Consider the following 13522-nt stretch of genomic DNA (forward strand, 5'->3'; position numbering starts at 1 on the left):
CTTGGCTCATGCCGCCGCCACCTCGCCGCCAGTCGTCCGCCACCCAGCCGCAAGCACGGCACGGGCAACGATCTCGCGCACCGCATCGAGCCTATACTCGGCGCTGCCGCGCACATCGGCGATCGGCGATAGCTCTTCCATCGGCGCCGCCAGGGCCGCACCGGCGAGTCCGCCGTCCGCAGCCAACCCACGCAGAGCAGTCTCGACGCCAACAAGCCGCTTGGCCACAACCGAGCAGGATCCGGCGGCGACCGCTGCCTCCACAACGATGTCGTTCTTCACGACCAGACGTGCCGCCACCATGGCAATGGAAATGACGAGATAGCGCCGCGCGCCAAGCTTGACGAAAGCCGACGTGCCGATGGCTCTCGGCACGCGGATGGCCGTGACCATCTCACCGGGCAGCAGAGCCGTGCGGCGGTTGCCGAGAATGAAGTCCTGCAAGGGCAGATGCCGGGTCGCCCTCGCTGAACGCAGCTCGACCTCGGCATCGAGGATGAGCAGGCCCGGCACGCCGTCGGCGGCAGGCGACGCGTTGCAGAGATTGCCGGCGACCGAGGCGACGTTCTGGATCTGCGCCGAGCCAACCTCACGCGCCGCCTGTTTCAGTGCGTCGAAGGCTGGCGGCAAGGGATGGCGGATAATGTCGGTCCAAGTCGTGCGCGCACCGATGACGAAGTGGTCGTCCGTCTCCGCAATGCCGCGCAGCGCCGCCAGGCCGTTGATGTCGAGAACATTGTCTCGGAAGGGTTTGCTGCCTTGCGCCGGATAGAAATCGGTGCCGCCGGCAAGGATGCGCCAGGCGCCCTCGCCAAGCAAAGCGAGCGCTTCGTCGACCGAGGTGGGTTTCGCGTAACGGATCACGCTTTGCCTTCCAGAAATGAGGTCTTCCAGAAACCGGTGTTTCGAAAGACTCTGCCGGGCAGCCGGGAAAATTCATTCGTATGCAAATGATATCAAGCCAGCAGGAATTGTCAAAGCCGGAGATTGCGACGGCTTGATCGGCACGCATTTGTTATGTCCCAGAGGTTGACGCAGCCGGCCATCTGGTCAAGTTTCTGCCTCCGGTCGCGACAGCGGCATTTTTTCACTGGAGCAAGCTCCCAAGACAACCCACAAGGAAGCCCCATGGCCGACGAAGCGCTTGTTGTCATCGACCTGCAGAACGACTTTTGTCCGGGCGGCGCACTGGCGGTTGCCGGCGGCGACGAGATCGTGCCGCTGGTCAACGATCTGATCCGGCGAACCGACCATGTCGTGCTGACGCAGGACTGGCATCCGGCCGGTCATTCCAGCTTTGCCTCCAGCCATCCGGGTGCGCAGCCTTATACGATGATCGAGATGCCCTATGGCCAGCAGACGCTGTGGCCGGACCATTGCATCCAGGGCAGCCTGGGCTCGGATTTCCACTCCGGCCTCGCCTGGACCAAGGCCGAGCTCGTTATCCGCAAGGGATTTAGGCCTGATATCGACAGCTACTCGGCCTTCTTCGAGAACGACCGTACGACGCGGACCGGCCTTGCCGGCTATCTCCGGGAGCGCGGCATCGACACGCTGACCCTGGTCGGCCTGGCGACCGATTTCTGCGTTGGCTTTTCGGCGCTGGATGCCGTCAGCCAGGGTTTCAAAACCACCGTACGGCTCGATGCATGCCGCGGCATCGATCTCAACGGTTCGCTCGGGGCCATGCTGCAGCGCATGCGCGACGCCGGCGTGACGCTCGAAGACCATTTGTCGGACTGACCGGACAGTGGGGCGCAAGAGGGGCTTTTTGCCGACTGCAGCGGGTGTAATCGCGGGCTCTGCAATCGCCGTTGCGATGCTGTTTCCAACACTGGCACTGGCTGCGGAGGAACACGGCCTGCCCGGCGCTTCGATGTCGCTGTGGTGGGCGCTGCCCTTTGCCGGGCTGCTTTTGTCGATCGCTACCGGTCCCCTGCTCTTCCATCATGTCTGGGAGCACCACTACGGCAAGATCACGGCCCTTTGGGCGGCGCTGGTGATCGTGCCGCTGGCATTAGCCTTCGGTGTGCCCTCGGCGACCGAGGCGGTGCTGCATGCGCTGCTCACCGAATACATGTCCTTCATCATTCTGCTGTTTGCGCTGTTCACCATTTCGGGCGGCATTCTCATTGCCGGCAACATCCACGGTACGCCGCTGGTCAATGCCGGGCTGTTGCTGGTCGGCGCGCTGCTGGCCTCGGTGATCGGCACGACCGGCGCCTCGATGATCCTGATCCGGCCGATCCTGCGCGCCAACGATAACAGGCCGTTCAATGCCCATGTCGTCATCTTCTTCATCTTCCTGGTTTCCAATATCGGGGGCTCGCTGACGCCGCTCGGCGACCCGCCACTGTTCGTCGGCTTCCTGCGCGGCGTCGACTTCTTCTGGACCTTCGCCAACCTCTGGCGCGAGACGCTGTTCGTCGGCGTCGTCGTGCTGGCCGTCTTCCTAGGCATTGACATCGCCCTGCACCAGCGCGAGGCCGGAGCGCCGAAAATCAAGGATCCGACACCGGATACGAAGGTGCGCTTGCGCGGCCTGGCCAACCTTCCGCTGCTAGTGGGCGTGATCGGCGCCATCCTGCTGTCGGCGGCCTGGAGGCCGGGCGTGAGCTTTTCCGTGTTCGGCGTCAGTCTCGAACTGCAGAATCTGGTGCGCGATGCCATCATCCTGGCGCTGGCCCTGCTGTCGCTTCCGCTCTCCTACAAGAGCCACCGGGAAGCCAACGGCTTCAACTGGGGTCCGATATCGGAGGTGGCGAAATTGTTTGCCGGCATCTTCATCTGCATCGTGCCGGTCATCGCCATCCTAAGGGCAAGCCATGAGGGGGCACTGGCGCCACTGGTGTCGCTTGTCAGTTCGCCCTCGGGCGCGCCCAACGATCTCGCCTATTTCTGGCTGACAGGGGCGCTGTCATCCTTCCTCGACAATGCGCCGACCTATCTGGTGTTCTTCGAACTTGCCGGCGGCGACCCACGGCATCTGATGACGGAATTTGCCTCGACGCTGGCGGCGATCTCGGCCGGCGCGGTGTTCATGGGCGCCAACACCTATATCGGCAATGCGCCGAACTTCATGGTCTACGCCATCGCCCGACATCGCGGCGTGAAGATGCCGGGCTTTTTCGGCTATATGGCATGGTCGGGCCTGGTGCTGGTCCCGACATTCCTGATCGCGGGCTTTCTGTTCTTCGGCTGATCAGCCCACGCCGACATAACGGCGAACCGCCGACGGGTCGGCGCGCAATTCCTCGACATCGACCGTCTCGCGATTGCGGCCGTTTTCGATGAAGGCAACGCGGTCGGCGACCGAAAGCACCGCATCGACACGCTGCTCGACCAGGATGGTCGAAACGCCCATGTCTCGCAGCTTCGACACCGTCTCGCGAATCTTGGCGATCATCGACGGCATCAGCCCTTCGGTCGGCTCGTCGAGCAGCAGCACCTGCGGCTCGAGGCACAGCGCGCGCGCCATCGCCAGCATCTGCTGTTCGCCGCCGGACAGCGTGCCGGAGCGTTGCCTTAGCCGCTGGCGCAGCAGCGGAAAGAGGTCGAGCACGCTTTCGCGCGTCGCCTTGCCCTTGCCGCGCGCCATCAGGCCGATCTCGATGTTTTCGGCCACCGTCATCTCGGCGAACAGCCGCCTGCCTTGCGGCACATAGGCGACGCCGGCCTTGGGCACCTCATGCGCCGGCAGTCCTGTCAATTCCTTGCCATCGAGCCTGATCGAGCCGGCGCTTGAGGGAACCAGCCCCATGATGGCCTTCAGCGTCGTCGTCTTGCCGGCGCCATTGCGGCCGAACAAGCACAGCACCTCGCCCTTGTTCAGCACCAGATCGAGGCCATAGAGCACCTGGACCTCGCCATAGAAGCAGTCGAGCCCCGAGATTGCCAGCGCTTCGGACTTCGTCTTCGTCATGGGGCGGTCCCCAGATAGGCTTCCTGCACCGCCGCGTTCTCGCGGATCGCTTCGGGCGTGCCTTCGGCGAGAATCTTGCCGGCATTGAAAACGGTGATGCGGTCGGCCAGATGCATGACAACAGGCATGTTGTGCTCGATCAAAAGCACGGTGGCGTTTTTGGCGATCTCGCGCACCAGGGTGATGAAATTGTCGATCTCAGAGTCGGCCAGCCCTTGCGTCGGTTCGTCGAGGATCAGCAGGCGCGGCTTCAGCGCCAGGCCCATCGCCACTTCCAGCAGGCGCTGATGGCCGTAGGACAATTGCCCGGCCGGCATGTGGGCGCGATCGGCCAGGCCCGTGCGTTCGAGCGTCGCCATCACCCCGGCCCGCACCGCGCCCTTCGAACGGCCATCGCTCAAAGTCCGCTGCACCGGCAGCGCGACATTGTCGTAGGCGGAGAGATTGGCAAAGACGCTGGTGATCTGGAACGTGTAGGCGATGCCCTGGCGAACCCGGATATAGGCCGGCTGGCCGGTGATGTCGGTGCCGTCGAAGACGATCATGCCGGAAGATGGTGCGATGCGGCCGCTGACCAGGCTGACGAAGGTAGTCTTCCCGGCCCCGTTGGGTCCGATGACGGCGCGAATCTCGCCCGGCATCAGCGCGAAATTGACGTCGTCGACGGCGCGCAGACCGCCAAAGCTGCGCGACAGGCCCTTGGTGGTCAAAAGCGGCATCACGGCAGCCACTCGAGCCAGCGCTGCCTGATGCTGCCCAGAATGCCCTTGGGGAAAAACAGCACCAGAAGGATCAGCGCGATGCCGACAATCAGCAGATAGGCGGAGGTGTAGCCGCTGGTGACGTCGATGACATAGTACATGAACAGCGTGCCGATCAGCGGCCCAAGCGTTGTGGCGGCACCCCCGAGCAGCACCCACAGCAGCGGCAGGATCGAATACTGTACCGAAGCGAAGCTCGATCCGACATAGCCGAACAGCAGCGCATAGGCAGCGCCCGAAGCAGCGCAGATGGTGCCGGAGATCACGACGGCGGCGAGTTTGTTGGAGAAGGTGTCGTAGCCGAGCATTTTCGTCCGCTCCTCGTTCTCGCGGATGGCGACCAGCACGCGGCCATATCTGGAGCGCACGATAGCCAGCGTGACGAGCAACACGATCGAAAATAGCCCCAGCGCTGTCATGTAGCGCACGGTCGGATTGGTGAGCTCAAGCGACGTCGCGCCGAGGCTGAGCACCCGCGCCGGCTGCGGCACGACCATGCCCTGGTCGCCGCCGGTCCATGTCGCGAAATAGAGGATGAGGAGGTAGAATACCTGGGCGAACATCATGGTGACAATCATGAAAGCGACGCCCGTGGTGCGCAGCGCCAGCAGGCCGATCACCATCGCCAGCACAGCGCCGCAGGCAATTCCGCCGAGGAAGGCCAGCGGCACGCTCCAGTCGAACTGGATGATGGCAAGGCCGGCGCCGTAGAGTCCGGCGGCAAAGAACATCGCATGGCCGAGGCTGAGCAGGCCGACATAGCCGAACAGCATGTTGTAGCCCATGGCGAACACCGCCAGCACCATGATGCGGGCGAGCAGGCCATGATAATACTCCGGCAGCAGTAAGCTCAGCACGAAGAGCAGGGCGATGACGCCGAGATGCAGTGCATAGGCCTTTGCCGGCGAAGCTTCGCTCATCGCGATGCCGTCCCGAACAGGCCTTGCGGCCGAAACACCAGCACCATGGCGACGAGCAGCGTGGCGATGATCTTGGCCAAAGTCGGCGAGAAGAACATCGAGATGATGCCATCGGAGAGGCCGATCAGCACGGCGGCGACGACCGTGCCGCGCAGCGAGCCGAGGCCGCCGATGATGACGACGATGAAGGAGAGCAGCAGCGGATCCTGCCCCATCAAATAATGCGCCTGGCTGATCGGCACGATCAGCACCGCGGCAATGGCCGCCAGCATGGCGCCAAGCGCGAAGACGCCGCCATAGACTCGGCCGACGGGGATGCCGAAGGCTTGTGCCGTCTCGCTGTCATACTGCGTGGCACGCATGGTGAGGCCGATCCTGGTGCGCGTCAGCACCAGCCATGTCGCAAGCAGCAGCAGCGCCGAAGCGGCGATAACAGACAATTTGTAGCCGGAGTAACCGAACCACGGCAAAAGGATGCGGTAGCTGAACGGCGGCTCGACGGGCCGTGCCTCCGGACCGTAAAAGGTCAGCGCCAGCTGCTGGATGATGTAGAGCATGCCGATGGTGGCGACGATGGTGGCTTCCGGATTGTAGTTGAGCCGGCGCAGCACCAGCCTTTCGGCGACCAGCGCAATGGCGCCGACGATCAGCGGCGCAATCACCAGCGCCGCCAGGAAGCCGAGCGCCGGATCGCCGCCGATGGCTGTTGTGATCGCCCAGGCGAGCACGGCGCCCAGCATGAAGAACTCGCCATGAGCGACATTGACCACCCGCATGACGCCGAACACCAGCGACAGCCCAAGCGCCGTCAGCGCCAGCACCGCCGAGGTGACGAGGCCTTCGAGGGCAGCGAGGAGGAGGTGGGGTCCGAAGTGCATTCAGGGCGCCCTTACCCTCCCCCTCGTGGGGAGGGTGACCGCGAAGCGGTCGGGTGGGGGGTGGGGCATGGGCCGTCGCGACCCCCACCCCGTCTCATAGGCTTCGCAAAAATGCGAAGCCTATTCGCCGACCCTCCCCACAAGGGGGAGGGTAAGGCGCCTCACAGCGCTTGCGTCGTATAATCTCCTTCGGCCTCGTAAAGCCCGTCCTCGATCTTGGTCTTGTGCACGACCTTCAGCTTGCCGCCTTCGACCTTGGAGATGTTCTGGATGCCAAAACACTGGTGGATCTTGCCGTTGAAGGTTTTCGGTCCCTGCGGATGCTCCGGACCTTCGGCGAATTCGGTCAGCGCCTCGGTCGCCTCGACCAGCTTGGCGCGGTCTTCCGGTCCCTTGTAGCCGGCATCCTCCATCGCCTTCTTGACGACATAGAGCGTCTCCCAGCAGCCGAACATGTGGGCGGCGGTGGAGACGTCCTTGGGGTCGCCGACGGCGGCGCCATTGTCGTCGATGCCGACGGCGGCGCGATAGGCTTTCTGCGCCTCGGAATCATTGGCCTGCGCATAACGCGGCGAGCCTTCCCAGAAATGGCTGCCGTCGAGGAATTCGAGGCCGGGGCTGTTGATGTCGGTGGCCTCGAGCGAATCGATGAAGCCGAACAGTTGCGGCCGGTTGGAGCCGTAGAACTCGCCGAGCTCCTTGACGAAGGTCAGCACGGCCGGGCCGACCATGACGTGGTAGATCACCTCGGTCTCGGCCGGGATCTGCGGGAAATACTTGGTGAAGGACGATTCCGTCGGCGGGATGGCGATCTGCGCGATGACCTCGGCGCCTTGCGCCTTCAATGCCGGCGGCAGGTAGTCGCGATGGTCGTAGCCGAAGGCGAAATCCGGGAAAATCTGCGTCACCTTCTTGCCGGCATTGGCCGCGATCCAAGGCGCCATCGACTGGATCTGGCTCTTCACGTCGGTGATGCCGGGCTGGAAGACATAACGGTTCAGTTTGGTCGAGGCGACGTGGTGGCCTTCGCTGACGACGAAATAGGGCATCTTGTTTTCGCCGGCGGCGGGCGCCGAGCCGATGACGACATGCGAGAACAGCGTGCCGAAGACAATGTCGGTCTTGTGCTGGGTGGCGAACTTGCCGACCACCTCGGCGCCGCGGCCGGGATCGGTGCCGTCATCCTCGATGATCACCTCGACCTGGCGGCCATTGATGCCGCCGGCGGCGTTGATCGCCTTGACCGCGGCAGCGGTGGTCTTCTCGTACCAGCGGCCATAGGCGGCGCCGATGCCGGTGCGGTGCGACTGGAAGCCGATCTTGATCGGCGCCGAACTCTGCGCCTGGGAATAGCGGACGAAGCCGGGGGCAACGGCGAGCCCGGCGCCCGCGGCCAGACCCTTCAGCGCCGTGCGGCGGGTGAGGGTAGTCTTGGAGAGGTCAAAAAATCCGTTCTTGTCAGCCATGTTCGTTCCCCTGTTTTCAGTCTTGACCAACGATAAGGCGGCTTCGGCATCCTCGCTCAGAGGGATGCAAAAATTGCATGTGTACAAACTAAATCACCAAAGCCTTGGTATGGCAAGCGAGCTTCCCCGACGATATCGCGGCCGCCGTTTTCTCATCCGGCGGTCGGCGTGGCAAGCAACCAGAGGCCGAAGACGGTGTAGGCGATCATCAGCAGGGTAAGCGGGAACTGGCTGAGTGCCGCGCGGGAGGGCTGCGGGTGCGGGCGCCAGGCGAAGCCGTGGGCGACGAGGACTGCGAGCACATGGCCAAGGATGATGGCGCCAGCCTGGACATTCCACAGCCACCACGCCGAGTCCGCCCCGGCAACGATGCCGGCCTCGATCTGCATGTCGGCGGTGCCGAACAGGTTCCAGCCCAGCGCGAACGGATCGGAAAGTGCTGCAAGCGCATACTGGCCGTCGATGAGCAGCGCCGTCAGATAATGCGCGACATGATAGGCGAGCGCGATCGGTACGATCGACCACACCAGCAGGCCTGCGGCCTGGCCGAGGGTGTGATCGCTCCTTGCGAGACACTGGCCGAGCCAGACGGCAAGCAGGAACACCGCCGCCAGCAGCACGAATGTCAGCACGAGCCCGAAAGTGCCGCTGCCGACCACCGCGGTGCGACCGGGAAATTCGAGCGGATTGATGCCGAACAGGCCGAGCCAGAAGAAGGTTTTCGACAGACCGTCGAACGAGACCGACGAGAGGGCCAGCAGCAGGAAGGCGATGCCGCTGGTCGGCAGCGGCTCTGCGGCGAACAGTTTGGCGCCCGGCCAGCACAGGCCAAGCCGGCCGTCTTCGTTGCGCTCGACGATGGCGAAACGCGCCACCATTGAGAAGAAGACCGTCAGGAATTCGCCGCTACGGCTCCAGGCGCGATAGCCGAACGCCAGCATGGCAAGAAAGCTGAACAGCCAGTAGAGGCCGGCGGCCAAGGCCAGTCGCGCCGGATCGTCGGGCGCCGGATCGATGAGTTCGAACCAGGCAAAGGCGAAGAACAAGATGACAGCCGGCCAGCAACCGAGCCATTGGGGGAGATGCCATCTTCCTTCATTGTTTCCGCCCCACAGGCGCAAGACGAGACGCCACGGGCCAATCCAGGGGTTCAGCCATGACCAGAGATCGCCGAAGACACCTTGCAGCAGCGTGACGCCGGCCCATAGCAGGGTCCAGATCACCAAAGGCAGTGGGTTGGAAAGTGGGTCGCGGCTGCCGAACAAGCCGGCGATGATGAGGATTGCAAAGCCGGCAAAGGATATCAGGCTGAGGATGGTGCGGAATACGTCGCCAAAAGCGAAGAGCGGCAGGCGCCGGCGCCAGAAACGATCGAGAGACTCCGCCGGCAGCAGCGCCAGGACGAGGAAGCTGACGGCAACGGCAAAGGCGCCGCCGACCAGATAGTAGCCGGTCGGCAGGAGCAGGACGTGGCCGCGATCGGAGGCGTGGGCGAGGGCGGGAGTGGGCAATATGAGCGATGCGGCCGTAAGCAACAAAGCTAACGATAGATGACGGCACTCTACGGCGCCCCCCTCTGTCCTGCCAGACATCTCCCCCACAGGAGGGGAGATTGGCAGTTCGCCAGATCGGCGCTTTTCTTGCAATGTCGAAAATTGGCGAAAGCGGAGATGACATCCAATCTCCCCCCAAGTGGGGGAGATTGCCGGCAGGATAGAGGGGGGCGCGAAGGAACTCATCCTATCCAAGATTGCCATCTTGGCTGGCGTGGCCACCCCTCACACCTTGACCAGTTGCTCCACGCGATCCTTCTCCCCGAAAATCCTGATATACCGCTCGATCTCGTTCTCGTCGCCGGTTGCCTTGGCGGGATTGTCGGAAAGCTTGACCGCCGGCCTTCCATTGGCCTCGGTGACCTTGCAGACCAGCGATATGGCGTCGAGGCTGTTGGTTTCCGTCGGCGCGCAGCCTTCGAAATCATTGGTCAGATTGGTGCCCCAGCCGAACGACATGCGCACCTTGCCCTTGAAGTGGCGGTAGGTTTCCTCGATCGTTTCGACCTCGAGCCCGTCCGAGAAGATCAGCAATTTCTGCTTGGGATCCTTGCCCTTGTCGCGCCACCACGACAGGATTTTTTCGCCGCCTTCGATCGGCGGCGCGCTGTCGGGACGAAAGCCCGTCCAGTCGGCCACCCAGTCCGGCGCGTCGCGCAGGAACGAGGCGGTGCCGAAGGCGTCGGGCAGCACGATAAGCAGATTGCCGCCATAGTAGCGCTGCCAGTCCTGCAGCACCTTGTAGGGCGACTGTTTCAGCTCTTTTTCCGAATTGGCGAGGGCGGCGAACACCATCGGCAGTTCATGCGCGTTGGTGCCGAGCGCTTCGAGGTCGTTGTCCATGGCCAGAAGCACGTTGGAGGTGCCGGTGAACGCCTCGCCGATGCCTTCCTTCAACGCCTCGACGCACCAGCGCTGCCACAGGAAGGAATGGCGCCGGCGCGTGCCGAAGTCCGAGATGCGGATGCCGGGCAATGCCTTCAGCCGCTCGGTCTTGGCCCACATCTTGGCCTTGGCGCGGGCATAGAGCACATCGAGCGCGAAGGGGCCGAAGGCTCGCATGGCCGCGCGGGAGCGCAGCTCATTGATGATCGCCAGCGCCGGGATCTCCCACAGCGTGGTGTACATCCACGGCCCGCTGAAGGTCAGCTCGTACTGGCCGTCGCGCTTCGACAGCTCGTATTCGGGCAGCCTGAAATTCTCCAGCCAGGCGAGGAACTCCGGCTCGAAGATCTGCTTGCGGCCGTAGAAATTGTTACCGCCGAGCCAGATCATCTCCTTCTTGGAGAAGCGCAGGGTACGAGCATGGTCGAGCTGCTCGCGCAGTTCGCCCTCATCGATCTCGTTGGCAAGGCGCACCGAAGTTGTACGGTTGATGAGCGAGAAGGTGGTGTCGACCTTGGGATACATGCCCCAGATCATCTGCAGCATCAAAAGCTTGTAGAAATCCGTATCGAGCAGGCTGCGCACGATCGGATCGAGCTTCCAGGTGTGGTTGTAGACCCGCCGCGCAATATCGGTCTTAGCCATGTTTCAACACCGCCTTCGCTGCCTACGATCCACAACCGCGACAGGCCTCATAGCATCGAATTGGCCAAAGCGCTGCCCGGTTTGAGGCTGGCCCGACAAAAAGAAAACCGTGCATGGGGCCGAAAGACCACTGACGGTCGCCGCGAGCCGCAGGCTGGTGTCAGCTCCCGGTTTTGGCGCCGATGACCCTGAGCGCCGGACGCTTGCGGCGGCTGACGATGCGGCCCGCCACCGGGGCGTCGGCGCGGCCGTCGTCCTGAGCCTTCTCGGCAAACAGCCAGTCGACGAACACCTGCACGATCGGCGTCGCTCTCATCTCGTTGCGGCAGACGACATAGAAATCGTCGACCGCCGGCACCGACAGGCTGAACGGCGCGACCAGCATGCCCCTGGCCAGCAGCGCGCTTGCCGTCACCGAGTCGCCCAGCGCCACGCCATGGCCGTGCACCGCGGCCTCGGTCGCCATGCGCGCATCGCCAAGGTGATGGCGGCGGCCCCGCTCAAGGTCCAGCGCATCGGCGGCCGCCAGCCAGGTGTGCCATTCGCGGCCGTCGTCGCCATGCAGGAAGACATGGTCGGCAAGGTCCCTGACGCTGCGGATCGGGCGGTTGTTGATCAATGTCGGGCTGACCACGGGAAACAGTTCGAGGCCAGACCATTTGCGCATCCAGCAATCGGCCCAGCTGCCGTCGCCATAATGCACGCAGACGTCGATATGCGGCGCCCGCAGATCCTTGGGATCGTTGGAGGGGACAAGCGTCAGCCTGATATCCGGATATTGCGCCATGAAACTGCCGAGCCGTGGTGTCATCCACAGCAACAGTAGTGCCGGCACGCAGGAGACTGAAAGTGTGCCGCTGCTCGCCGGCCTTGTCATGCGCTGTGTGGCGGCGGCGATGCCGTCGAAGGCGGTCGATACCGCCGGCAGCAGCTCGGCGCCGTGCGGTGTCAGTTTGACCCGCTGGCCGACCCGCTCGAACAGCTTGACGCCGAGCGACTGCTCGAGCGCCTTGATCTGGTGGCTGATGGCGCCGTGCGTGACATTCAGTTCGCTCGCCGCCTTGGTCAGCGAGCCATGGCGGGCCGTTGCCTCGAAGGCGCGCAGCGGATTGAGGGGCGGCAGGCGTTTGGCCATGAGCATCCATTGAAGCACGATCCCGAAAAGTGGAGGCCGGTTTTCGGATGAGATCGTGCTCAGAGTTGATTGTGAGATTTTCTCACAGAAAACACCCTAACAATATCAATTGATTTTTCAATGCCGCTGCCAGACACTTTGCCCCGGGAACAGCATCAAGACGTCAGGTCAACAGGCAGCCGTTGCAGCCACGGCAGGGTTCGAAACGATCGAGCCAAGCGTCGCCGAAGACCGGACTGCTCCAGTCAAGCAGGGAGAACCGGCATGGGTTACGATCGCGGCAAGCTCGATGCGTTGCGTCGCAAATATGGTGAAAGCCATGGTGGCGAAATGTTCGACCCGAAGTTCCGCAAGGTCGCCGACAAGATTTTCTCCAAGACCGGCACGCGGCTCGCGCCCTATTCCGGCATCCCGACCTTCCTTGCCGCACCCTACCGCGAAATATCGGCCGACAATCCGGATTTCGGCGATTTGCAGGTGGCGATGATCGGCGTACCGATGGATCTAGGCGTCACCAACCGGCCGGGCTCGCGCTTCGGGCCAAGGGCACTGCGCGCCATCGAGCGCATCGGTCCCTACAATCACGTGCTGGAATGCGCGCCGACGCATGAACTCAGGGTCGCCGACATCGGTGACACGCCGTTCCGCAGCCGCTACCGGCTGGAGATCAGCCATGAGGACATCGAGCGCCGCACCAACCAGATCGTCGATGCCGGCGTCATCCCGCTTTCGATCGGCGGCGACCATTCGATCAGCCATCCGATCCTGAAGGCCGTCGGCAAGAAGGCGCCGGTCGGGCTGATCCACATCGACGCCCATTGCGACACCAGTGGCCTGTTCGACATGACCAAGTTCCACCATGGCGGACCATTCCGCAACGCGGTGCTCGACGGCGTGCTCGATCCGACGCGTACGATCCAGATCGGCATCCGCGGCTCGGCCGAATATCTGTGGGAATTCACCTACGAGTCCGGCATGACCGTGGTGCATGCCGAAGAGGTCACCGGCCTCGGCATTCCTGCCATCATCGAGAAGGCGCGCAAGATTGTCGGCGACGGCCCGACCTATGTCTCTTTCGACATCGACAGCGTCGATCCGGCCTTCGCGCCCGGCACCGGCACGCCGGAAGTCGGCGGGCTGACGACGCGCGAAGTGCTCGAACTGCTGCGTGGCCTGAAGGGCCTCAACATCGTCGGCGGCGACGTCGTCGAGGTGGCGCCGCAATATGACGCCACCACCAACACGGCGCATGCCGCCGCACAGGTGCTGTTCGAGATACTGAGCCTGATGGTGTTCAGCCCGGCGATAACAGGCAAGGGAGCCTGACGTTCAGAAAGCGAAGGCGGCCGCCGCGCTG

Annotated in this window: 12 protein-coding genes; 3 read left to right on the forward strand and 9 right to left on the reverse strand. The window is 63.5% G+C overall.

Annotation, left to right across the window (positions count from 1 at the left end):
- Positions 1 to 6 precede the first annotated feature (6 nt).
- Positions 7 to 864 carry a xanthine dehydrogenase family protein subunit M gene (locus ASD12_RS25440; RefSeq protein WP_056592926.1) on the reverse strand — a complete coding sequence of 286 codons (858 nt, stop codon included), beginning with the start codon at positions 862 to 864 and terminating at the stop codon, positions 7 to 9.
- 264 nt (positions 865 to 1128) lie between these two features.
- On the opposite strand from ASD12_RS25440, the gene pncA reads away from it, so the two are divergent.
- The gene (pncA, locus tag ASD12_RS25445; protein ID WP_056592929.1) at positions 1129 to 1743 is read left to right on the forward strand and encodes a bifunctional nicotinamidase/pyrazinamidase; all 615 of its coding nucleotides are present in this window, start codon (positions 1129 to 1131) and stop codon (positions 1741 to 1743) included.
- Between the two features lie 76 nt (positions 1744 to 1819).
- Complete coding sequence (locus ASD12_RS25450; protein ID WP_082525677.1) at positions 1820 to 3202, forward strand: sodium:proton antiporter; 1383 nt, start codon at positions 1820 to 1822, stop codon at positions 3200 to 3202.
- Here ASD12_RS25450 and ASD12_RS25455 read toward each other — a convergent pair whose 3' ends face one another.
- From ASD12_RS25455 to gcvA, 8 genes are all read right to left on the reverse strand, one after another.
- Positions 3203 to 3922, reverse strand: a complete 720-nt coding sequence (locus tag ASD12_RS25455; protein ID WP_056592932.1) for an ABC transporter ATP-binding protein — start codon at positions 3920 to 3922, stop codon at positions 3203 to 3205.
- Entirely contained in the window at positions 3919 to 4644 is a 726-nt protein-coding gene (locus tag ASD12_RS25460) for an ABC transporter ATP-binding protein (protein WP_056593433.1), read from the reverse strand. Before ASD12_RS25460 ends, ASD12_RS25455 begins: the two co-directional genes overlap by 4 nt.
- On the reverse strand, positions 4641 to 5603 hold the full coding sequence (locus ASD12_RS25465; protein WP_056592935.1) for a branched-chain amino acid ABC transporter permease: 963 nt from the start codon (positions 5601 to 5603) through the stop codon (positions 4641 to 4643). Before ASD12_RS25465 ends, ASD12_RS25460 begins: the two co-directional genes overlap by 4 nt.
- Positions 5600 to 6481 (reverse strand): branched-chain amino acid ABC transporter permease, encoded by an 882-nt coding sequence (locus tag ASD12_RS25470; RefSeq protein WP_056592938.1) that lies wholly within the window; start codon positions 6479 to 6481, stop codon positions 5600 to 5602. The genes ASD12_RS25465 and ASD12_RS25470 overlap by 4 nt, the downstream gene beginning before the upstream one ends.
- Positions 6482 to 6642: 161 nt before the next feature.
- The gene (locus ASD12_RS25475; RefSeq protein WP_056592940.1) at positions 6643 to 7947 is read right to left on the reverse strand and encodes an ABC transporter substrate-binding protein; all 1305 of its coding nucleotides are present in this window, start codon (positions 7945 to 7947) and stop codon (positions 6643 to 6645) included.
- A gap of 152 nt (positions 7948 to 8099) precedes the next feature.
- On the reverse strand, positions 8100 to 9539 hold the full coding sequence (locus ASD12_RS25480; RefSeq protein ID WP_056592943.1) for a hypothetical protein: 1440 nt from the start codon (positions 9537 to 9539) through the stop codon (positions 8100 to 8102).
- A gap of 186 nt (positions 9540 to 9725) precedes the next feature.
- Complete coding sequence (gene pncB / locus ASD12_RS25485; protein ID WP_056592946.1) at positions 9726 to 11030, reverse strand: nicotinate phosphoribosyltransferase; 1305 nt, start codon at positions 11028 to 11030, stop codon at positions 9726 to 9728.
- A gap of 160 nt (positions 11031 to 11190) precedes the next feature.
- Positions 11191 to 12165: a transcriptional regulator GcvA gene (gene gcvA / locus ASD12_RS25490; protein ID WP_056593435.1), complete on the reverse strand. Its 975-nt coding sequence runs from the start codon at positions 12163 to 12165 to the stop codon at positions 11191 to 11193.
- Positions 12166 to 12429: 264 nt separating this feature from the next.
- Between gcvA and speB the strand changes: the two genes are divergently transcribed.
- Complete coding sequence (gene speB / locus ASD12_RS25495) at positions 12430 to 13491, forward strand: agmatinase (RefSeq protein WP_056592949.1); 1062 nt, start codon at positions 12430 to 12432, stop codon at positions 13489 to 13491.
- The last annotated feature ends 31 nt before the right edge of the window (positions 13492 to 13522 follow it).

It is taken from the genome of Mesorhizobium sp. Root102 (genome assembly GCF_001425625.1).
In the GTDB taxonomy this organism is placed as follows: domain Bacteria; phylum Pseudomonadota; class Alphaproteobacteria; order Rhizobiales; family Rhizobiaceae; genus Mesorhizobium.

Coding starts and splice junctions, on each gene's coding strand:
- ASD12_RS25475 (WP_056592940.1), bottom strand. CDS start 7,947: ATGGCTGACAAGAACGGATTTTTTGACCTCTCCAAGACTACCCTCACC.
- ASD12_RS25455 (WP_056592932.1), bottom strand. CDS start 3,922: ATGACGAAGACGAAGTCCGAAGCGCTGGCAATCTCGGGGCTCGACTGC.
- ASD12_RS25470 (WP_056592938.1), bottom strand. CDS start 6,481: ATGCACTTCGGACCCCACCTCCTCCTCGCTGCCCTCGAAGGCCTCGTC.
- ASD12_RS25465 (WP_056592935.1), bottom strand. CDS start 5,603: ATGAGCGAAGCTTCGCCGGCAAAGGCCTATGCACTGCATCTCGGCGTC.
- pncB (WP_056592946.1), bottom strand. CDS start 11,030: ATGGCTAAGACCGATATTGCGCGGCGGGTCTACAACCACACCTGGAAG.
- pncA (WP_056592929.1), top strand. CDS start 1,129: ATGGCCGACGAAGCGCTTGTTGTCATCGACCTGCAGAACGACTTTTGT.
- ASD12_RS25450 (WP_082525677.1), top strand. CDS start 1,820: ATGCTGTTTCCAACACTGGCACTGGCTGCGGAGGAACACGGCCTGCCC.
- speB (WP_056592949.1), top strand. CDS start 12,430: ATGGGTTACGATCGCGGCAAGCTCGATGCGTTGCGTCGCAAATATGGT.
- ASD12_RS25480 (WP_056592943.1), bottom strand. CDS start 9,539: ATGTCTGGCAGGACAGAGGGGGGCGCCGTAGAGTGCCGTCATCTATCG.
- gcvA (WP_056593435.1), bottom strand. CDS start 12,165: ATGGCCAAACGCCTGCCGCCCCTCAATCCGCTGCGCGCCTTCGAGGCA.